The organism is Paenibacillus zeirhizosphaerae (assembly GCF_030705605.1).
GTDB lineage: Bacteria > Bacillota > Bacilli > Paenibacillales > Paenibacillaceae > Paenibacillus > Paenibacillus zeirhizosphaerae.
The window spans coordinates 172,010-193,130 of record NZ_JAPCKK010000034.1; the positions used below are offsets into that span (position 1 = coordinate 172,010).

Consider the following 21,121-nt stretch of genomic DNA (forward strand, 5'->3'; position numbering starts at 1 on the left):
CCTCAATAGTCTTGGGCCTGGATGAAATCCGTCTTACGACTACCTTATTCGCTGAGCAAGAAGACAGACAGGTGACCTGCTGTGTTCCCTGCGACTGCACTCTGCAGGTAGCGCTCCGAGTCAGAGCCGTTCGCGATGCTGATCCGGTCTCCCGAGTTCAGATAGCCAACTCTGCTGGAGGAGATGGTGCCAGAGCTTGCATAGGTGGACGCTCCGCTGTAAGGCTGGTCATTGATCAGCAGCGAGAACATCGATGGTGTAGGCTGGTTCGGCCCCAGCGACACAACCCATTCAATAAAGTACAGTCCAGGAGTTTGGACGATGACCTCTGTGCCATTGTAGCCCATTCCTGAGGCATCGCTTCCTGTCGGCAGATTGAGATACACTTTGCCGTGGCATGGAACGCACTGATGGCAAATACAGCAGTTGCAATGGCATTTTTTGCAGCATTTCTTACAATCGTTGCAATCGCATTTTCCTGGAGGGCCTTGTGGACCTCGCGGACCCTCTGGACCTCGTGGGCCTTGATCACCTTTCGGGCCTACTGGACCTACTGGACCTACTGGACCTACAGGACCGATCGGGCCTATAGGACCTACCGGTCCGATTGGACCTGTTGGGCCTGGTGTGCCGGTGCCTGCTGGGCCTGTCGGGCCTGTTGGGCCTGGTGTACCGCTGCCTCCTGGCCCCGTCGGTCCGATCGGACCTTGATCTCCTTTCGGACCTGTTGGACCTGTCGGACCTGGTATACCTGTACCACCGCCCGCTGGTCCCGTTGGACCAATTGGGCCTGTCGCGCCAGTCGGACCGATTGGACCGCCGCTCGGACCTGTCGGACCGATTGGGCCTGTTGGGCCAGTAGGTCCTGGACCACCCGTGGTGCCCGTCGCTTTCTTCACAAAATTCTTCAATGAATCCATTTTGTTCTGAAGGACTACTTCTGTCTTCATCACCTCGGTGAGCGTCTCGCGGACATTACAGTTCAGCTCTGCAATTTCGTCCAGCGTCGGCGCCGGGGTGAGTCCTCCTCCTGACAGCGTCCCCAAAGCATATTGAATCTTCTCTGCTTCGGCATTGATAATGTGGCTCAGCCCTAGCTCCTGCATTGCGATTGATGACAAGATCAAGTTGATGGATTCGTCTCGGGTGATGGTGATCGTAGGAGAAATATTAGGTATATTTGCCTGCGACATGTTTATACATCCTCTCCCTTACTTTAGCCGCTTAATCCGGGGTTGGATTAAGTTCTACAACAATGTATGTAATTCTGCTGAAAGTGTTATTGATGAACGCCTATTTGGGCGGCCATGCCAAATAATTTTTAAAGAGAAGTCATAGTACAAGGCAAGCGGCTTATATACTAAACCATCGATAACAGGTTTCCTTACTCGTCGACAGATGAACTTGTAGGAAAGGAGGGGTTAGCCCTGTCACAACCATCAATCCCCAATATTACACCGCTGATCACCGTCACGAAGAAAGAAACCATCTCGCTCTTATTGGGTTCAATAGCGATGAACGAACTGTCCATGTCCCATATCATTAATGCGGAGGCCGAGAAAATGCAGGCTTTCGTTCAGCATGCCGAACGCTCCATGTCGGTCAAGACGAAGGACTATATCTCATTTAACAATGCGGTCTCCAGATTTATGGAAGAAATAACGATGGAGCAATGGCTGAGCCTTAACAAGCTGGATCGTGTTATTCAGCTTGTTGAGGAACATTTCCACGAAGGGGATTATGACAGCGCGGACGATTGTAGGGAAACTTCAGAAGAATACTACGATGAATAAGGTTAACTCTGTAAGGAGGTGAGGCAATTGCGTACTATTGCGGTTATAACATAACGAATCACCAGCAGACATACTTCCCGGGAATTGCCGATTGTACAGTAATGAATTCAGACTTCCTCAAGGAGTGATAACATGTCTTATCCGAACATCCCGAATATTACCCCTAACATCACGGTTGACTACTGTGATGCCGTTAACCTGCTGCTGATTTCCATCGCCATGGAAGAAATCGGCCTCAGCCACATCATTAACGCCGAAGCAGAGAAGATCCAGTATGTGCTCGGCACCCTGAATGGAGCAGCCCCATCTGCCTCGATCGATGACATCTTAAAGGTTAACAAGGATGTTCGGGCAACTTTGTCGGAAGTCGTTCGCAAAGAACTACTGCTGCAAATGAAGCTGGAGACGATCCTGTGCGCCAAGAATCCTTGTCAGTGAATGCCTGTAACTGCTTAGAACATCGATTTTCAATTACTTAATTTTCCGTACATTTAAGGAGGAATTTATTCATGTCTTACCCTAACGTCCCGAATATCACGCCTACAATCACGATCGACTACTGCGATGCCGTCAACCTGCTGCTTGTCTCCATTGCAATGGAAGAAATCGGCCTCAGCCATATCATCAACGCCGAAGCCGAAAAAATCCAATATGTTCTGGGAACCCTGCATGGAAATGGCACATCTGCCTCGATCGACGACATCCTGAAGGTCAACAAGGATGTGCGCTCTACACTTTCGGAGGTCGTTCGCAAGGAGCTGCTGCTGCAAATGAAGCTGGAAACGATCCTGTGCAGCACCAACCCTTGCGCAGGCGGTGGTACCCCTACTCACCAGCCTTGCCCTCCTGACGGCCACCCAGGCTCAGGTTCATCCTACCCTGTATACCGTTAATCGTCCCGCATAGACGATTCGGTTAAACTAACCCTAACACGGTTCATCTAACAATAGTTTTGTACGACTGCCAACGACATGGTCGATGGCGGTCGTTTTTTTGTATATGGATAAGCTTTGAAAAAATGTCCAGCGTGGCGGGCACCCTGAGGGCGCCTCCACACGCTGAACCTTGGCTTGCGACTTACATTTTATTGGGTTCTCCGTTCATTCTATGTGGTCTCAATCTCCGGCGTGCCTTCTCCCCTGACAAACCGGTCGCCCAAAACATTCATGAAATACTGACGGTTGTAGAGCATGCTCGGATGCTGCGGGCTGAAGGCGAGCGCCTTCTCGTTATGCTCACTGGCCAGCTCACGCTGTCCGAGCTTGTCATAGCACAGGCAAATCTGCAGATGAGGATACCAGGTGGTGATCATTCTGCTGGTCATGGCCATGCTATCCGGCGGCGGGTCCATGGAGATGGCCTGCTTATACCAGTAGACGGCGATCTGATGGTGGCCCAGATGCAGAAAGATATCGCCCAGATTGGAGCAATATTCCGGCCGCGGTGCATCATACCACAGCGAGCGGCTCATGGCGGCGACGGCTTCTTGATGCTTCTCCATTTTATTGTAGCAATCGCCCATTTTCAGGCAGGCTTGTATGTTATCCTCTATCCAGCCTTGCTTCGTATCCAGGAATTTGATGTAGTATTGGATTGCCTCTTCATGTCGTCCGTTATCCCGCAGCTCGTTGCCGTAGTAATACAGATCACGTGGTGTGAACTCCTCGCCTCTGCGCTCCCGGGCCATATAAATTTGCAGGTTGCGGTCCGTATACGGCTTATTCTTATTGTGAGCTACCGCCACTTCACTATTGAACATCGGTCCGTCCGTGATCAGGACCTCATGCACCGGTCCTTCCCATTTGAAATTGCGGGATCTGCGCACCAGCCTGAACCTGCGCAGGCTGAACGTCACATTGCCCGAAGCGTCGAAGCCCAGATTGTACGGCATCGTTACCCGGTCCGTGCCCGGAGGCAAAGTGCGCTTCAGCTCCTTTAATCTGGCCACACTGGTCTCGTCGATCACATCATCGGCATCCAGCCACATAATGAACTCCTTCGTGGCCTTGCTGAAGGAGAAGTTACGGGCAGCGGCGAAGTCGTCGATCCATTTGAAATCATAGACCTGCTTCGCATATTTCGAGGCGATTTCTTTCGTGCGGTCGGTCGAGCCGGTGTCTACAATTACAAACTCGTCCACTACATCCTTGATGGAGGAAAGGCAGCGGTCCAGCCCTTCTTCTTCGTTCTTCACAATCATGCACAAGCTAATCGTAATCATCTTGACTCTCCTCTTCAGTTGTCTGTGGCAGATTCGGACACGCTCAGCTTCTCCAGCGCTTCCCGGGCCTGCTCCATCGAATCCGACAGCTCCAGCGATTTACGGTAAGCTTCTTCTGCCTTCGGAAGGTCCTCCATCAGCTCATAACAACTGCCGATATAGTACCAGGGCAAGAAGCTGCTCGTTCCGACCATGGTCAGGTAGGAAGGGTGCTCCTCATCCAGTTCGAGGCAATATTCGAAGGTTTCGATGGCGTCGGTGAAATTTTTCATACCCATCAGAATGATGCCTTTATAGAAGTGCAGGTCCACATAATCGGGGTACAGCTTAATGGCAAGCTCAATGCTCGGCCATCCGCCCTCATAGCTGCCAAGGGCCATAAGTATGGAATACTTCAGTTTATATAATAAGGAAGGCGGCTTTTTCTGGGCCTTCAGAAAGTTGCCGATCGATAAGTTCACCTGTTCGAAGGCTTCATTCAGCTTTTCGTTGCGGTACAGCTCGCTTGCGTAGTGATAATCGAGCCAAGGGTCGTGGTCTTCGTTCTCCAGCTCCTTCTCCAGAAGCCGCAGATTCCGTTCCTTCTTCCCCTTCTCTGTAACCGCATCCTCCAAATAACCGTGATGATGCAGGACAGCAGGCAGCTTGAGTACGGAGCTCGCCGTCAGGTCCAACGATTCGATGTTCAATTGCTCATGGATCGCCCCGGTAAACCGCAGCTTCGGATCATTGCGGAACAGCCGATATTGGTTCATAATATGAGAACGGTCATAGCTGATCGGGTAGGTCCCGTAATAATTGACAACCTTGATGCGGCCGAAGTAGCATTCCGGGTGTGAGAGGACGTCCCGCAGATGCTCCCGCTCCTCCGGATCCACCTGTTCGTCCGCATCCAGCCAGAGAATCCATTCCCCCTTCGCTTGCTCCAGGCCGTAATTCCGTGCATCCGCGAAGCTATCGTTCCACTCATAGTCGAAGATGACCGCTCCGTACTCCGACGCGATCTCTTTCGTCCGGTCTGTTGAGCCGGTATCCACGATAATGATTTCATCCACCACATCCTTAATGCTCTCCAGGCACTGTGGCAGCCATTTCTCTTCGTTCTTGACGATCATGCATAGGGATAATATTCCTTCTTCTTTCACCTGCACCCCACACTCCTCTCCCTCTCAGGATGTTGTCTCGACCGTAATTCCGAATAGAACGGTCGACAATTTACGGGCCGCCAAGTCGCGTTTGATCAAATAACGCCGTGCTATAGGGGCCAAATACTCATTTTTGTTCAAACCCTCGCCGAAGTCGACCGCAATCATATCCGGCTCGCCTTCCGCCGCGAACTTCATTGCGCGCACAAGGCGAACATCCTTGTCTGACAGCACGTCGCCTTGATACAGCCACAGCACGTACTCAGACTTCATCTCTTCAAAGACGCTGTAGGTGTTGTGGAGCTTGTCGTTGACTTCTGTTATGGAATGGAACTCGATGGGGTAGGAGCGGGCAATCTCGCTGGTGGCGTCTGTGGACCCTACATCGACCACGATGATCTTCTCGAAATCATTCGTCAAGGATGCCAGGGTGTCGCGCAGAATATTCTCCGCATTCATGACCACTAGACATCCTGCAACCGAGAGCACCGGCTTGTAAATGATCTGGTGGATATTGCCTCCCCATTTCTGGGTTGCGATCGCGGCGTTCCGCTGCAGCAGCAGCGAGAGGTTGCTGTCGGGGAGCTCATTCTGGGTTGTCGCATGGCCGACATGATGGATGAAGGAGTCCAGCACCACACGCATCCCATATCCGCTCCGAAGCATCCTTAGGCTCAGGTCATCGTCCTCGTAGTTGCCAAGCCCATAGATTTCATCGAATAGGCCGACTTCCTCCAGCACAGCTCTCTTGGTCAGCAGACAGAATCCGACGAGCCTGCGAACCTCGTTATAGATCCCCGCATAGATTTCTTGATGCTGTCTTGAGAAGCTCTCCAGCCCCTCCATCGTGGTGTACCCTACGCTAATCTGCTGATGACCGCTGGAGTAGTTGGTCACAGGCCCCACCATTCCGATTCTCGGATCCTCATTCAGCGCGCGCAGCAGATGAGTCATCCAATTCTCGGTAACGACCGTATCGTTGTTCAGAAACATGATGTAATCCCCGTTCGAGCGCTCGAACCCCTGATTACATCCTTTGGCAAATCCCTTGTTCTCCCCGTTCTCAATCAGGATCACGTCCGGCTGCGAGCGCAGGTAATCCAGTGTCCCGTCAGTCGAACCATTATCGACGAGGATGAGCTCATACGGCTCCCGGGTATGGCGCCGAATGCTGTCAAGGCACGCTTGGGTTAGCGCCATCTGGTTCCGGGTTAAGATCACGATACTGATCAGAATAACATCGCCCCGCTTTCCTGGTTTATATCAGTATGTTTGCGAGCAAAACCATGTGCAGAGAGACTTCTCAACTGGTTCCCCCTATATTTATAAGCGCAGGAGCACGGAAGGATGCCTGTTTACGAGACATTTCAGTTTTTTTATTTCACACGATTCACTGAGCTATTTGTCCCTGAATATACTTCATTAACACTTATACAAAGGAGGAAGGAGCATGCAGCAGCCTTATGATGAGTTGTTAACGACATTCTCCAGAACGAAGGAGGATGCCGCGAGACGAATCATGCAATCCTTTCAAGCAGCAGGCTTGCAGAATATCGACCTGCGGGCTCAGCTCGGGGACACGATCGCCACGCCGAAGAATACGATCACAGAGGAGTTAAGAAGGACCTTTGACCAAATCCAAGGGGCCTTAAATGAGCATTATCCTCATCACGAGGACACTACGTCATACCAGGATTTATGGAGTGAAGTGAACCGTGTTGCTTTTCCCCCTTTAAACAGATAAGCCTCACGAATCCGGAGGAACAAGGCCACCCTCTCTTCTTCACTGGAAGGGTGGTCTTTATCATGCGCAGCGCATGGATTCCAGGCCTGCGTAACATAAAGCGCCAAGGCTCCACATAAAATGAACCAGTTTTGAATACCGGATAGAAAGGTTGATTGTACATGGAATTATTCGACAAGGCGGATCGCCTGGGCATCAAATGGATTTCCAACACAGAGGGACACGATACGCTGCTCCACATTGAAGATCTCAGCTACTGCATTGTACGTGCCCCGCTAATCTGGTATTCCGAGCAGCCCGCCTCCACGATTGACATTGTGACGGAGAGCAACACCTTGACGCTGGAGGCCGAATCGGAGTTCCAGGAGAGCTCCACCGGGCGTTATCTTCATATCAAGGACATTACGTTCTTCGTGCAGGTGAACTCCCGCGCCGAGTATGCCGTGATTCCGAAATCCGGTGCTTCGGACACCCTCGTCTGGCATCTTCCCATCATCTATAACTGTCCGTTCCTTCCTCCATGCCATCTCTCCCTTCATGTTCAATCAGAGCCCGCAGCTCCATTATGGGAGACGTGGCTGGACCAACTGCCTGAGATCACGACCGACATTTCCTTGCCCGCCGAGCTGCACGTGCTTGAAGGAAACACACACCGTACTTATATGGATTCCTTCTCCATGGAGAAGGGCTTGAAGAATCAGCCGTTCTATCCCAAGGTCCGTGAAGACTCGCCCCACCCCTACCTGATCACCCAGCGCGTGCTGGGTCGGGATGCCGTGATGAACCTGGCCCAATCCGCAGACCATAGCGTCATCAAGCTCGGAGATATCGTCACCTGCCGAACGGTCATCACCAATACCGGTACGACCACCTGCATGTATGTTCAGTACCGGACCACCTTGCTGAGCTGTGCCCGTCTGGTGCCGGGGAGCTTCGTCATTAACGGTATTGAGGTCCCCATGGCAACGGATTCGATGAATGTGATCACGGTCATTCTGCGGAATATGCCTGTCGGGGATCTGCTGGACGTCTCCTTCCGGATGGAAATCCATGAGAAGGCCGAGGTTGAGAAATTATATATGAGCTCTGTGCTCGATTATCACTTCCAGCCGGTTGATGACCGCCTGCTGATTGGCAACCAGCCCAGCAATGTAGTGGAGTTCATATGGGGTGAGGCCGAGGGTGAAGGTGAGGCTGGAGATGAGGCGGAGACGGAGGAAACAAGCGGCTAATCATTTTGATCATAGGTGAAGTCACTATCCCTCCGCTATTGACATACTGTATGGTATCCAGAAGTTCAAGGAGGGAACTGTATGTCGCAAGCGAGCATCCCGAATATTACACCCACGATTACCGTGCGTCGGGAGGATGCCATTAATCTGGTACTGATATCCATTGGTATGGAGGAACTGGGACTCAGTCATATTATTAACGCAGAGGCGGAGAAGCTGCAGTATGTCTTGGGCACTTTGCCAGGCCTGCCGCCCTCGTTCAAGCCCACCTTCGCCGATCTCATGACGATCAATTGCAGCATTCGTGAGACCCTGCAAGAGGTGTACAAGAAAGAATTTGCACTGGCCAACAAGCTGGATATCCTGTCCTGCGCGATTGAGGATGAAGATAACAACTGCTGCTGTTAAGCGGCTTCCAACTTCAGGAGAATCCTATCAGGGGCTGCCAAAAGTCATGAAAATGGCTTAGGGCGGCCCCTTTTTCAATATGCACGTGGCAGCGGAGAGAACGAAGCCATTCCGGAAAAGCGGAGCGGTCGCCTTTGGCCCGAAGGGTCAACAGCGATTGTAGGAATGCTTCGTTCTCGGAGCCGTAGATATAGGTGTCTATCCTATGAGATATGAGTCTATTTCTACGAGAAATAGATTTATGCCGTTGCTGCTATACCTAGAAGAACATAGGTTATAGGGAAATCAAATCCATTGAAAAGGTGTGGAAGCTATGAAATGCTCTTGCGGAGAATGCCAGCGTCAACATCACCATCAACCACAGCCACAGCAGCAACCGGTTACTAAACGGAAATGTATCTATAAAACGAATTTCAAATCCTACTATGAAGAAATTGTGTATGTACCGAAGGTAAGAAGATATACCAAAACCGTCGCGAAGAAGAGACCTTGTCCAAACACGAACCCTTGTCGTAACCGCTGCCGTTGCCACTGTAGTTGCGGTTGTGGCTGCAGGTAAGCATTCCAAGCCCATATGTATGTAGGTAGGTAGGTATGATTACGCGATCTGAGGGAGGAGAGGGAGCAATCCCTCTCTTCTTGATTTGCACAGGCGGTTACCGCTCCCCTAATTTAATACACTCGTCCACGCTTTCATGAAAATCCTCATGCCTCGCATGCTGCGGACCCTGGGTGGCGGAGCTGGAAATCCTTCTGGCTACAACCCATTTTTGGCTCAGTGTATGAAAAATCTCAATCAGTTCCTGATCGCTGGAATCATAGACTATCAATATTTTCCAATCCCCTTCCACTCTAGCCGTGTCAAACCAATCTTCATAAATCGCCAGATGGCAGGAATAATATATGCCCTCGAATTCAATCCCCTTGGCTGTGACATGCCCCAAACTTACATTTTTCAATACAATCAGTTCCTCTCCGGTAGAATATATTAAGAATGTATTCAGGGACAGCCGTTTTATTACATATATTCGAAGATACTTTAAATTCCATATTTAATATTTTATGGTTCCGTTTGCAACATTAATTAAGTAGCGGCCATAGTCCGTTTTCTCGATTTTTTCACCATTGATGAGCAGCTGCTCCCGGCTGATCCATTGGTTCAGAAATGCGATTTCCTCCGGAGCGCCCACCTTGATCCCTTGATGCAGCTCCAGCGTCTTCACGAATTCCGTGGCCTCCGCCAGACTCTGATGGGTCCCGGTATCCAGCCATGTGAAGCCTCTCCCGAGCAGCACGACCTCCAGCTCTCCCGCTTTCATGTAGGCTTCGTTGACGGCGCTGATCTCCAGCTCTCCCCGTGCCGACGGCTTAATGCCCTTCGCAATCTCCACCACGTGATTGTCATAGAAGTACAGTCCCGTGATGGCGTAGTTCGATTTCGGTTGCTGCGGCTTCTCTTCGATCCCAATGACCTTGCCTTGCTCGTCGAATTCAAGCACCCCGTACCGTGCAGGCTCGTTGACATGATAACCGAAGATCGTCGCTCCCACGCCCTTGGCCAAGGCATTTCTTAGCAATACGCGCATCCCGCTTCCATAGAAAATATTATCCCCCAGAATCATCGCTACAGAATCGCCGCCAATGAAGGATTCGCCGAGAATAAAGGCCTGCGCCAGCCCTTCCGGGCGCGGCTGAACCAAATACTGAAGATGGATGCCGAAGCTTGAGCCGTCCCCAAGCAGCCGTTCAAATCGAGGGGTGTCTTCCGGGGTGGAGATGATGAGAATGTCCCGTATGCCTGCAAGCATCAAGGTGGAAAGCGGATAATAAATCATCGGCTTGTTGTATATCGGCAGCAGTTGTTTGCTAGTGACCAGGGTGAGCGGATACAGCCGGGTCCCGCTTCCTCCCGCAAGAATAATTCCTTTCATGCTGATTGCCTCCTTCGTTCATGTCACACGATAATGGATGATTGCGTATTATTCCATGGTATGTGCGGCCGTATGGATAAATGCACAAGGAGCTAATGCCTGCATACAATGCCTGAGAGGTGAAACCATGAGTGACATGTTCAAGAAGGAGCAGCTTGCTAAATTCAACTTGTCCTTGAGACGCAGGATTCGCAAACTATATACCTCTAAGGGTGGACCCGTCGGGATGCCAGTCATTATCCGGTTCAGGCATAAAGTAACTTCGTCCCGAATTCATGCCTTACAGAAGCATATGGGGTCTCACTCCTTCTCTATCAAGCATCACATTCCCCTACTTAATGCATTATCCACCCAAATTACAATCAAGGGTCTGAAGCGGCTATGCAGTTGGAAGGGGGTTCATCGCATCTATTTGGATGACCTCAACAAAGCTTCCTTAAATGTAGCGCTTCCGTCGATTGGTGCCTCGATTGTGCAAGAGAACCCGGGGCTCACCGGAAAAGGTATCAACATTGCAGTCCTGGACACCGGTGTGTACCCTCATCCTGATTTGACGAAACCTGTGAACCGGATTGTGGCTTTCAAAGATTATATTCATAACAAGTCCGCCCCCTATGATGATAACGGTCACGGCACCCACATTGCGGGTGTGATCGCAGGTAACGGCTTGTCGAGCGACGGGAAATATAAAGGGCCTGCTTCGGAAGCCGGGATTGTCGGGGTGAAGGTGCTGGATGAGTTCGGGGAAGCATTTGACTCTACGGTCATTAAGGGAATTGAGTGGTGCATTTCGAATCGGATTCGATACAGTCTGCGTATTATTTCGTTGTCGCTGGGCAGAGCGCAGCTTGCCCCCATTAAAGATGATCTCGTCGTGCAGGCTGTAGAAAAAGCGGTGAGGTCCGGGCTCGTGGTGGTTGTCTCCGCAGGCAATAGCGGTCCAAGCCCCAGATCCATCGAATGCCCCGGAACCAGTCCATCCGCGATTACGGTCGGCGCTGTGGATGACCGGGGTACGGTGCAGCAGAAGGATGACCGCGTATGCTCCTTCTCAAGCCGTGGTCCCATTTCCGGTACAGGCGGTTCCAAGCCGGATATTGCAGCACCGGGTGAAGGAATTATTTCGCTTCGTGCCCCAGGGTCAACCCTTGTCCGTGAAAGTCCCCGTAAAAGCATGGGATCGCACTATTTTATATTATCGGGAACCAGTGTAGCCACTCCTATCGTCTCCGGCGTGGTGGCACAAATTTTGCAGGATCGGCCTCATTTGACCCCGCTCCAGGTGAAGACTCTGTTGAAGAAGAATGCCTATCGCAGGAAAGGAATGAGTCGCCATGCGTATGGCAGTGGTGTGCTCAATGCGAGGTTTCTATCAAATAGTAAAGAGTAGAGAGTAGAGGCTTGCGGATGAGGCGTTCTTGGGTGTTCTGAGACGCTCCGAGAACGAACCATTTCTCCAATCGCGGTTACCCCCGAATTTCTGATTCGTATTTTTTAGCGGATGAAATTCGGGGGTAAAGGCGAGCGCTTCGCTTTTCCGAAATTGCTTCGTTCTCTGCGCTGCTGCGTGCTTATTCCTACCTCAAACCATCCATAGTATTGCACAAAAGTGCTATATACGGAAACAGAACCCAGTTCTATAATATCTCTTAACAGGAAGTCTTCCATTTCGCTGCGCCTAGCAGGGCGCACAACCTATCACGCGAAAGGAGGAATGCGCGGTATTCCACGTTAGTATACACATGACTTGCCTCATGACGATACAAAATGAAAGCGCCATCTTATTGAATTAACCGGGAGGAGTTTAGATGAGAACAAGGATCAGGATATTCGGATGGATGACAATCTTCACTTTGCTGCTGATTCTGGCCGCGGGAATCGGAAGCTTCGGCAGCTCAACGGCCGTCGAGGCACAAGCTGACAGCTACAAGTTTGATTTTGGCAGCGGTGGTGTAGAGGCAGGCTATATCGGTGTCACTGCAACGGATCGATATGACGCCACCAAGCATTATGGCTTCAATACTCCCGAGAACATGCGGAATGTGCCTGCTTCCGGGACAGGCGTGGGAAGCGACGCCGTACAATTCGTCACCTACGGCACCAAAAGCGACAATACCTTCAATGTGGACTTGCCTGACGGGCTATATGAAGTCCGTGTGACCCTGGGAAATACCGCCCGGGCCAGCGTTGCGGCGGAAGGTGTGTATCAAATTATGAATATGACGGGGAACCAGGCCACGGATTCCTTTCAGCTTCCGGTTACGGACGGGCAATTGAATCTGCTCGTCACGGAGGGAAAGGCCGGTACCTCCTTCACCCTGAGCGCGCTGGAAATCCGCCTGCTCTCCAGTCAGCCGGTCACGAACCGGACGATCTACATTGGCGGGGATTCTACGGTCTGCAATTACTACCCTCTGAACTCCAGCGTGCAGGCCGGTTGGGGACAGATGCTTCCGCAGTTTGTGGATCAGAGTGCATTTGTCGTCCGAAATCTGGCCACCGGCGGCCAGATCGCCAGAGGCTTCCGCAATGACGGACAGTTAGAGGCGATTCTGAAATACATTAAGCCAGGCGACTACTTCATTCTGCAGCTTGGCATTAACGATACGAACAGCAAGAACAATACGACAGAAGCGGAATTCAAGGAATTGATGCGGGACATGGTCCGGCAGGTCAAAGCGACGGGCGCAACGGTGGTTCTGTCCACTCCACAGGGAAGAGCTACGGATTTTAACGAAGCAGGCGTACATTCCTCCGTGAACCGATGGTACCGACATGCCACTATGGCATTGGCGGCAGAGGAGCATGTTCCGCTGGTGGATCTGAATGTATTAAGCTCGGCCTATTTCACATCCATAGGACCGGAGGCTACGTTGGGACTCTATATGACAGGAGATTCACTGCATCCGAACCGGGCGGGTGCCACGCAGCTTGCCCGCCTCATGGCGGAGGAATTAAAGAGACAGGGCTTGGACGGGTTGTAAGCTACGCACACAGCAGCGGAGAGAACGAAGCAATTCCGGAAAAGCGAAGCGTTCGCCTTTGGCCCGAAGGGTCAACAGCGATTGTAGGAATGCTTCGTTCTCGGAGCGACTCAGAACACGAACTTACTTCAATGTACGAAGCCGCTCGTCCAGCATTCGAAGCGCTTGCTGTATCACTTCTGTAGGCACTCCCGCATACCTGTCCCCAATGGTTACTTCGTAACGGCATGGAGACGAAGCCCCCTCCTCCGTGCTGAGATAACTGGTTAGCCCCACCCCTGTAGCTGCATAAATCTCAAGCAGCACAGGCTCAAGCTTCTCCTTCGGCACATGGATGTGTACATGAAACATGTTGGATACAGGAACCTCCGGCAGGGTAGTTACACCGTGACACTCGTTATACAAGGCCGCCAGCTCTACGGCCTCCCTGTAGTACCGCTGCATTTGATGCTCATGCTGATTGAAATAATAATCGGCGCTCAGAATATAGGGGTAGAGGCTGATCAAATCACCGCCATGACGTCTTTTCCATACCTTGGACTCCTCCATAACATCGCGATCCCCCGCCAGTATGGCCCCCGCGACCCCTCCGATGCCTTTATATACCGATATGTATACACTATCGAACAGCTTGCTGATTTCTGCGGCAGACTTCCCATAATATGGCGTAACCTCCAGCAGACGCGCTCCATCCATATGCAGCTTGATTCCTTGATTGCGGCAATAAGCCGATATGGCCTCCAGCTCCTCATAATCGGGCAACTGACCGCCAATCTCGCGCTGCGGCAGTTCAAGCAGCAGGCAGGCAATATCCTCCGGCATTTGCTGCACATCCTCCAGCGTGATCACCCGGTCTTTATCTGCCAGCAAGACGCTCTCGATCCGATGCAGCTCCTGTAGACCGTGCTCCTCATGGATTTCCAAATGGCATAACGGATGGTACGCCACCCTCTTCAGTTGGTTACGATCACACCAAATCCGCAGGGCAATCTGCTGGGCCATCGTCCCGCTCGGAAAAAACACGGCTGCTTCCTTCCCCAAGTAGTCGGCCATCCGGTTTTGATAATCCTCAATGACCTGTCCCGATCCGTAATGATCACTTTCCAGACTGCCGTCCACAGCATCCAGTGCATTCTTGAGCACCTGCACATCACGCTTGCCATGACCCGTCAGGGGATAATCCGCCTGCTTGAACGCCTCCAGCAGCGTTTTTCTTTCGTTCATCTATCTGTTCCCCTCTCTGCGACTTACTATAGTTATGCTTAATGTTATCATATTCAACATTCTAAAAGGCAGATATCCGCCAATACTAAAAAGAAAAGCCGGTCGATACCCCATACAAAAGGGATAAAACCAGCTTTAACACCTTCAACCGTCTACCTCATATAGCTCCTGAGGAGCCTAGTGAACTTATAAATTACAAAAGGAAAAATCAACTCAAGGGGATAGGCAGGCATGTGATCTCCCCTAATTCGGATACAACCGGCACGCAGTCTTGACCTATTGTAGAAATGGGATAACATGTGACACCTGTTGGAATTGGGATAGGTACGCATGTCGCACCTGGCGGAACTGCTATACAAGTTGCACCGGTCGGCAGAAGGACAAATACACATCCTGTGGTTGGCTGTGAAATACAGGTTGCACCGATGTTAGACAGATAGTAACATGCTATACCTGGTGGTGGGTTTATACATATTAGAGATGATCCAGTCTGGATGGGTACACATGGTAAGAATGTTGCGCCTGTCGGACCAGTTGGTCTTGTCGGACCGGTTGGGCTCGTTGGGCCTGTTGGGCCTGTCGGGCCTGTCGGGCTTGTTGGGCCTGTTGGGCTCGTTGGGCCGGTTGGGCTCGTTGGGCCGGTTGGGCTCGTTGGGCCGGTTGGGCTCGTTGGGCCGGTTGGGCTCGTTGGGCCGGTTGGGCTCGTTGGGCCGGTTGGGCTCGTTGGGCCGGTTGGGCTCGTTGGGCTCGTCGGGCTCGTTGGGCTTGTTGGGCCTGTTGGGCTCGTCGGGCCGGTTGGGCTCGTTGGGCTCGTTGGGCTTGTTGGGCTCGTTGGGCCTGTCGGGCCCGTTGGGCCCGTTGGGCTGGTGACTCCTGTTGGGCATTTAGGGTATTTCAGCACCGTTTCCAATTTGTTACTGAGCAGCCAATCCTTCTTGGCTGTTTCTTTTAGCGTTTTACGGATGCTATTATTTATTGCCAACAAGTCACTCATGGACGGTGCTGGCACGGATACTCCAGGCAAAGTACCCAATACGTATTGCAGCTTCTCCCCCTCAGCATTCAAAATATGACTTAGTGCCAGCTCCTCCAACGCGATGGATGAAATGATCAACGTTATCGCTTCTTCTCTGGTGAGCGTGAACGACGGTGTAATGTTGGGCACATTGGCTTGAGACATCCAACCACTCCTTTCATTTTGATCAGTCCAGCCTAATCATCTGCCTAGGTACAGGTGTGTGTACCGGATTTACTAATAACCAAGACGAAAATGCTTTACAGAAGGAAAGCCGATTCAGAGCGGGATGGGCAGACATATAATCTCCCCTGTTACGGATACAATCGGCAAACAGGTTTGACCTATTGGGGAAATAGGATAACATGTAATACCTGTTGGAATTGGGATAGGTACACATGTCGCACCTGGCGGAACTGCTATACAAGTTACACCGGTTGGCAGAGCGACAAGTACACATCCTGTGGTTGGCTGTGAAATACAGGTTACACCGGTGTTAGGCAGATCGTAACATGCTGTACCTGGTGGTGGGGTTTCACATCCTAGAGCTGATCCATTCAGGACGGGTACACAGGGTAAGAATGTTGCGCCTGTCGGACCGGTTGGTCTTGTTGGACCGGTTGGGCCGGTCGGAGTTGTCGGACCCGTCGGACTCGTTGGACCGGTCGGAGTTGTCGGACCCGTCGGACTCGTCGGGCCTGTCGGGCCGGTGATTCCTGTCGTGCCTGTGGGGCACTTGGACGCCTCCAAGGCCATTTCCAGCTTGTTGCTAAGTATCCAATCCTTCTTCATCGTTTCTTTCAGTGTTTTAAGGATACTTTCATTGACGGCCAACAATTCACCCACCGTCGGTGGCGGTAAGCATATTCCGGGCACGGTGAGGGTGCCCAGTACGTATTGCAGCTTCTCTCCCTCGGCATTCAAAATGTGACTTAGTGCCAGCTCTTCCATCGCGATGGAAGAAATGATCATTGTTATCGCATCTTCTCTGGTGATCGTGAACGATGGGGTTATGTTGGGCACATTGGCTTGAGACAATCCGTTCACTCCTTTCATTTTTCATCAGTCCAGTCTATTCATCCGCCTATGCGCAGGTGTGAGTATGTATCAGATTTTGCAAAAAGGAGACCGCCTTAAGCAGATCATGGGCTTAGGCAGTCCCATTTCATCCATTTCAAGATATTCCATATCATGCAGATACGTTTTTATGGCAAGCAATATGGATAAAAATCAGGGGCTGGATTGCCAGTAACATAGCCTATTGCTGTAGGACCAAATACCAGTATGATCGTGCCTGGAATTAGTGGGACACATGTTGTACCTGGCGGGTCTGATAGGGTTGAGACTTGCACACATGGTGTTGGACCATCTATGATGGGCTCACAATGAAATGGCCCGATCCCATATAGAACTGGTGCACACGTTGCTACGCAGCTTGGGCCCGTCGGGCCGGTAGGCCCTGTCGGAGTCGTTGGACCTGTCGGAGTCGTTGGGCCTGTCGGAGTTGTCGGACCCGTCGGAGTCGTTGGGCCTGTCGGAGTCGTCGGACCCGTCGGAGTTGTCGGACCCGTCGGAGTCGTTGGGCCCGTCGGAGTTGTTGGGCCCGTCGGGCCGGTGACTCCTGTCGTGCCTGTGGGGCACTTGGACGCCTCCAAGACCATTTCCAGCTTGTTGCTAAGTATCCAATCCTTCTTCATCGTTTCTTTCAGCGTTTTAAGGATACTTTCATTGACGGCCAACAATTCATCCACCGTCGGCGGCGGCAAGCATATTCCGGGCACGGTGAGGGTGCCCAGTACGTATTGCAGCTTCTCCCCCTCGGCATTCAAAATATGACTTAATGCCAGCTCCTCCATCGCGATGGAGGAAATGATTAATGTTATCGCATCTTCTCTGGTAAGCGTAAATGACGGGGTTATGTTAGGTATGTTGGCTTGAGACAATCCATTCACTCCTCTCATGTTATCTGTCCAATCTATTCACCTACGGGCTCGCGGGTATGAGGCAATAGCGGATTTCGAGAAAATACTTCAACGCAAATAAGGCCGTCCTACAAGCAGATCATCTGCTCATAGGACGGCCTCGATATCTATCTATCTCTAGTCTTTAACCTGAAGAGTTCGAAGCACACAAGACGCTTTGCAATTTGTTGGTCAGGATCCAGCTTTTTTTCACGGCTGCCCGCACGGTTTTACGGATACTTTCATTGACAGCCAATAATTCACCAATGGTCGGTGGCGGCAACGATGCTCCTGGCAGGGTGCCCAGTACGTACTGCAGCTTCTCCCCTTCGGCGTTCAGAATGTGGCTTAATCCCAGCTCCTCCATCGCAATAGAAGCAATGATCAACGTTATTGCCTCTTCCCTGGTGAGCGTGATCGTTGGTGTAATGTTGGGTATATTCGCTTGAGACAATCCAACCCCCCCTTTCGTCTTGCTCACTCTATTCTATTCAACTATCAATCTACAGGTGTGGTATATCTATCATTACAAATGATATTTTACAAAAGATAGGAAACCAGATCATACCCTCATAACCACTAGGTGAAAAAATGCAAATGCTGTGCTACAATACTTGAATTGTGATGTAACTTAGGGAGGGTTATTGGAACACCATGCTTATTATTGGTATAGCCGGCGGCACCGGCTCCGGCAAAACGACGGTAGCCCGCTCCGTCATCGAACGTCTTGGAACAGGCAAAGTGACCTTCATATCCCAGGATAACTACTATAAAGACCATGTACACCTCAGTATGGCCGAACGCGAAGCTATCAATTACGATCATCCGTTTGCCTTTGACAATGAGCTGCTCATTGAGCACCTCAAGCTGTTGAGGGAAGGGCAGCCCGCACAAGCCCCCGTCTACGACTTCTCGGTGCACGGCCGCTCCACCACCGAGGCCTTGGAACTCAAGCCGAACAATATCGCGATCATCGAAGGACTGCATGTGCTGTCTGATGAAAATCTGCGGAATATGCTGGATATCAAGGTATTCGTGGATACCGACCCTGATGTGCGCATTCTGCGCCGGGTGCTGCGGGATATCGAGGAACGCGGACGGACGATTCAATCCATTCACAATCAGTATCTGACCACCGTGAAGCCGATGCACGAGGCCTTCATTGAGCCGTCCAAAAAATACGCCGATCTGATCATCCCGGAGGGCGGACAGAATGAGGTAGGCATTCAGTTGCTGGCTGTGCTGACCGAGAAATATTTGACCGGCGACCGGAAATGGTCCGGGAATAAGTAATGTTAGATGATGAGCTGCCATGGAATTCTCCTGGCGGCTTCTTTTTTGTGGATGATTTTCCTCAGCTTGAAGCATGATAAGAAATGCAACTAACAATGGAAAAGGAGTCCTCAACCATGCAGCAAAATCAGACACAGGGCCAGGGACAGCAGCAGCCGATCCTGTCTGTTCCCCCGCAAGTGATTACGATCAAGGACCATCTATACTTAAAAGACCAGTTATCCTGGGAGCTTATCACGATGAAAAAATGCAGCCATTTTGCCGCCGAATGCTCCGACCCGGAAATTGCCCAAGCGATTCAGCAGGCCGGACAGATGCACGAGCGCCATTACGAGCTGCTGCTGAAGCATCTGCACAATAACAATACCATGGAAATGCAAAGGGTTCAGCAGTTTCAACAATAACAAGGAGGATTCGCGGCATGAATCAGAACCAGAGTCAGAATCAGAACCAGAATCAAAATGCAAATGTGATCAAAAATCCGAAGCCATCCTACGAGCCTCAAGTCAAAGGACCGGAGATGAACGACCGGGACCGGCTCAATGACCTACTGGCTACGGAAAAATACCTGACAGACAGCTTCAACACCTCTGCCCGCGAGGCCAGCCATCCGTCTCTGCATCAGGACATCATGACCGTGCTGAACGAGACGCATCAGTGCCAATACGATATGTACCAATTGATGTTCCGCAAAGGGCATTATAAGCTGGAGGCCGAGCAACAGCAGAAGCTGGACCAGACCTATCAGCAATTCAGCGGCTATTCCTCGCAGTTCCCATATCAGGGTACGACGATGCAATAGGCTGGAGCTCCCCAAACCTATGAGAACCCAACACCTTCAAGGGCTTGCAGCCATGTCCCAAGACATGGAGACAACCTTGAAGGTGTGTTTGTTGCCGGTTATGAGCTGCGCTTTAAACAGCATGTGCTTTTTTTCAGAGAAGACTTTCTAATCATATAAACGGTCTTCTTCCTTAGCAACGGCCACTTCTTCGCTGCCGGTGGCAGCACCCTTCTCCTCAACCCTTGCTGACGCTTCAGCCGTCTTATTCTTCTTATGGAGCGGTATTTGCCGCTTTTCTTCCGCAGTTTTGGCCTTAACCGCAGCCTTACCGATCGACAGCGTTTCCGCTTGACAGGGGCTACGGGAATTTGCGGCAGCAGCCTGGCCGGGATGAGGTGAAGCGGATTCGCCTGAGGCTGGATCACCACGGGCTGGGCTATTAGAGCCGGCGGCCCAACAGGCTTGGCAAACAACGGAGGCTGTACAGCCCTGCATTCTTTCTCCGGCCCGGGCTGCGGGTTAGCCACAGGCGCTGGTGTACAAGCTCCTGCCCAAGGGGTCATGGCAAGGAATGAATGATAGATCGGTGCCGCAGGTGAATGGTGATCCCACCACTTCTTATCTTCCCCGGCGAAATGCACAATTTTGTTGTCCGGATTGAGACCTTCGTAGGCGAATGTATTAAAGCGCTGATCCAATTGCAGGTAGTTGGAGCCATACATGAAATTCAAGGCATCCTGATCGGGCATGGTCGTTATAGGGTATTTGCGTAAGAAATACAGCATTTCATCATACCAGTTCTCTTTTTTGCGGATATTGTCCAAATGAAACAGAATGACGCCAGAGTTAAAATATGTGTCTCCGCACAGCCCAACGGTGGGAAAATAATCTCCCAGGCCTTCCTTTCCCTGATCCAGTATCGCGCCCAGATAATGCTCTCCCAGGTCAATGCTCCACAATTCGCTGATATCCATATTGACCCACACGTCACAGTCCAGATAAATGACCCTGTCAGCCGGAAGAAAATTCGGCAGCAATAATCGATACATACTGGCCTTGGTCCAATGATCAATCTTATGCACCTGGGCCGAAGCCTGAAGCATATCCTCAGGGATTGTCACATGATAGAAAAAGATATAATGATGATAGGCCCTGGCAAGCGCAGTGAGCTTTGCTCTGTTTTCTTCAGTTAAGGTTTCATCATACAAAATGTGTATATTTATTGTTTTCTTGATATTGGAAAAAACAGATGCAAGAACAACGGCCGCATGCTTCGCATATTCCCCGCTTCGGTCATTGAGCGAAAGAACCAGTTCAACCATTCTCAAGGATCGCCACCCCCTTAAAGTAGTATTGGGTCTCGTCTTCTGTTTCATTGGACTACTT

General features: G+C 51.1%; 23 protein-coding genes. 11 read left to right on the forward strand and 12 right to left on the reverse strand.

Annotated elements, in window-relative coordinates; genetic code table 11:
- Nucleotides 1–44: 44 nt before the first annotated feature.
- Nucleotides 45–1,193 (reverse strand): alpha-helical endospore appendage domain-containing protein, encoded by a 1,149-nt coding sequence (locus OIN60_RS22060; protein ID WP_305757025.1) that lies wholly within the window; start codon nt 1,191–1,193, stop codon nt 45–47.
- 270 nt (nt 1,194–1,463) lie between these two features.
- Between OIN60_RS22060 and OIN60_RS22065 the strand changes: the two genes are divergently transcribed.
- From OIN60_RS22065 to OIN60_RS22075, 3 genes are all read left to right on the forward strand, one after another.
- A complete protein-coding gene (locus OIN60_RS22065) occupies nt 1,464–1,793 on the forward strand; it encodes an alpha-helical endospore appendage domain-containing protein (protein WP_503122970.1) in 330 nt (109 codons plus the stop codon).
- Nucleotides 1,794–1,925: 132 nt separating this feature from the next.
- Nucleotides 1,926–2,231 carry an alpha-helical endospore appendage domain-containing protein gene (locus OIN60_RS22070; RefSeq protein ID WP_305757027.1) on the forward strand — a complete coding sequence of 102 codons (306 nt, stop codon included), beginning with the start codon at nt 1,926–1,928 and terminating at the stop codon, nt 2,229–2,231.
- 71 nt (nt 2,232–2,302) lie between these two features.
- Nucleotides 2,303–2,686: an alpha-helical endospore appendage domain-containing protein gene (locus OIN60_RS22075; protein ID WP_305757028.1), complete on the forward strand. Its 384-nt coding sequence runs from the start codon at nt 2,303–2,305 to the stop codon at nt 2,684–2,686.
- A 212-nt stretch (nt 2,687–2,898) separates the two neighbouring features.
- On the opposite strand, the gene OIN60_RS22080 is transcribed toward OIN60_RS22075, so the two are convergent.
- Genes OIN60_RS22080 through OIN60_RS22090 form a run of 3 tightly spaced genes read right to left on the reverse strand, consistent with a single transcriptional unit; the run spans nt 2,899 to nt 6,380 of the window.
- Nucleotides 2,899–4,014 carry a glycosyltransferase gene (locus OIN60_RS22080; RefSeq protein ID WP_305757029.1) on the reverse strand — a complete coding sequence of 372 codons (1,116 nt, stop codon included), beginning with the start codon at nt 4,012–4,014 and terminating at the stop codon, nt 2,899–2,901.
- A 14-nt stretch (nt 4,015–4,028) separates the two neighbouring features.
- Complete coding sequence (locus OIN60_RS22085) at nt 4,029–5,159, reverse strand: glycosyltransferase (protein ID WP_305757030.1); 1,131 nt, start codon at nt 5,157–5,159, stop codon at nt 4,029–4,031.
- Between the two features lie 24 nt (nt 5,160–5,183).
- Entirely contained in the window at nt 5,184–6,380 is a 1,197-nt protein-coding gene (locus OIN60_RS22090; protein ID WP_305757031.1) for a glycosyltransferase family 2 protein, read from the reverse strand.
- A 229-nt stretch (nt 6,381–6,609) separates the two neighbouring features.
- On the opposite strand from OIN60_RS22090, the gene OIN60_RS22095 reads away from it, so the two are divergent.
- From OIN60_RS22095 to OIN60_RS22105, 3 genes are all read left to right on the forward strand, one after another.
- A complete protein-coding gene (locus tag OIN60_RS22095) occupies nt 6,610–6,903 on the forward strand; it encodes a hypothetical protein (protein ID WP_305757032.1) in 294 nt (97 codons plus the stop codon).
- A gap of 161 nt (nt 6,904–7,064) precedes the next feature.
- Nucleotides 7,065–8,135: a hypothetical protein gene (locus OIN60_RS22100; RefSeq protein ID WP_305757033.1), complete on the forward strand. Its 1,071-nt coding sequence runs from the start codon at nt 7,065–7,067 to the stop codon at nt 8,133–8,135.
- Between the two features lie 81 nt (nt 8,136–8,216).
- A complete protein-coding gene (locus OIN60_RS22105; protein WP_305757034.1) occupies nt 8,217–8,543 on the forward strand; it encodes an alpha-helical endospore appendage domain-containing protein in 327 nt (108 codons plus the stop codon).
- A gap of 656 nt (nt 8,544–9,199) precedes the next feature.
- Here the strand turns inward: OIN60_RS22105 and OIN60_RS22110 are convergent.
- A complete protein-coding gene (locus OIN60_RS22110; protein ID WP_305757035.1) occupies nt 9,200–9,502 on the reverse strand; it encodes a hypothetical protein in 303 nt (100 codons plus the stop codon).
- A gap of 93 nt (nt 9,503–9,595) precedes the next feature.
- The gene (gene rfbA / locus OIN60_RS22115; RefSeq protein ID WP_305757036.1) at nt 9,596–10,474 is read right to left on the reverse strand and encodes a glucose-1-phosphate thymidylyltransferase RfbA; all 879 of its coding nucleotides are present in this window, start codon (nt 10,472–10,474) and stop codon (nt 9,596–9,598) included.
- A gap of 127 nt (nt 10,475–10,601) precedes the next feature.
- On the opposite strand from rfbA, the gene OIN60_RS22120 reads away from it, so the two are divergent.
- Complete coding sequence (locus OIN60_RS22120) at nt 10,602–11,864, forward strand: S8 family peptidase (protein ID WP_305757037.1); 1,263 nt, start codon at nt 10,602–10,604, stop codon at nt 11,862–11,864.
- A gap of 418 nt (nt 11,865–12,282) precedes the next feature.
- Nucleotides 12,283–13,458, forward strand: coding sequence for a rhamnogalacturonan acetylesterase (locus OIN60_RS22125; RefSeq protein ID WP_305757038.1), 1,176 nt, complete (start codon nt 12,283–12,285; stop codon nt 13,456–13,458).
- A 123-nt stretch (nt 13,459–13,581) separates the two neighbouring features.
- On the opposite strand, the gene OIN60_RS22130 is transcribed toward OIN60_RS22125, so the two are convergent.
- The 5 genes from OIN60_RS22130 to OIN60_RS22150 form a co-directional block, all read right to left on the reverse strand.
- Nucleotides 13,582–14,682 (reverse strand): threonine aldolase family protein, encoded by a 1,101-nt coding sequence (locus OIN60_RS22130; RefSeq protein ID WP_305757039.1) that lies wholly within the window; start codon nt 14,680–14,682, stop codon nt 13,582–13,584.
- A gap of 208 nt (nt 14,683–14,890) precedes the next feature.
- Entirely contained in the window at nt 14,891–15,862 is a 972-nt protein-coding gene (locus OIN60_RS22780) for an alpha-helical endospore appendage domain-containing protein (protein WP_503122969.1), read from the reverse strand.
- A 114-nt stretch (nt 15,863–15,976) separates the two neighbouring features.
- Nucleotides 15,977–16,735: an alpha-helical endospore appendage domain-containing protein gene (locus OIN60_RS22140; RefSeq protein ID WP_305757041.1), complete on the reverse strand. Its 759-nt coding sequence runs from the start codon at nt 16,733–16,735 to the stop codon at nt 15,977–15,979.
- Nucleotides 16,736–16,902: 167 nt separating this feature from the next.
- On the reverse strand, nt 16,903–17,640 hold the full coding sequence (locus OIN60_RS22145) for an alpha-helical endospore appendage domain-containing protein (RefSeq protein ID WP_305757042.1): 738 nt from the start codon (nt 17,638–17,640) through the stop codon (nt 16,903–16,905).
- 163 nt (nt 17,641–17,803) lie between these two features.
- Nucleotides 17,804–18,112, reverse strand: coding sequence for an alpha-helical endospore appendage domain-containing protein (locus OIN60_RS22150; protein WP_305757043.1), 309 nt, complete (start codon nt 18,110–18,112; stop codon nt 17,804–17,806).
- Nucleotides 18,113–18,312: 200 nt separating this feature from the next.
- On the opposite strand from OIN60_RS22150, the gene udk reads away from it, so the two are divergent.
- The 3 genes from udk to OIN60_RS22165 all read left to right on the forward strand — a co-directional run bounded on the left by udk (nt 18,313) and on the right by OIN60_RS22165 (nt 19,753).
- Nucleotides 18,313–18,951, forward strand: coding sequence for a uridine kinase (gene udk / locus OIN60_RS22155; RefSeq protein WP_305757044.1), 639 nt, complete (start codon nt 18,313–18,315; stop codon nt 18,949–18,951).
- Nucleotides 18,952–19,067: 116 nt separating this feature from the next.
- Nucleotides 19,068–19,355, forward strand: a complete 288-nt coding sequence (locus OIN60_RS22160; protein ID WP_305757045.1) for a hypothetical protein — start codon at nt 19,068–19,070, stop codon at nt 19,353–19,355.
- A 17-nt stretch (nt 19,356–19,372) separates the two neighbouring features.
- Nucleotides 19,373–19,753, forward strand: a complete 381-nt coding sequence (locus OIN60_RS22165; RefSeq protein ID WP_305757046.1) for a spore coat protein — start codon at nt 19,373–19,375, stop codon at nt 19,751–19,753.
- Between the two features lie 98 nt (nt 19,754–19,851).
- Here the strand turns inward: OIN60_RS22165 and OIN60_RS22170 are convergent, their stop codons facing one another.
- Nucleotides 19,852–21,057: a glycosyltransferase family 8 protein gene (locus tag OIN60_RS22170; protein ID WP_305757110.1), complete on the reverse strand. Its 1,206-nt coding sequence runs from the start codon at nt 21,055–21,057 to the stop codon at nt 19,852–19,854.
- Nucleotides 21,058–21,121 lie beyond the last annotated feature (64 nt).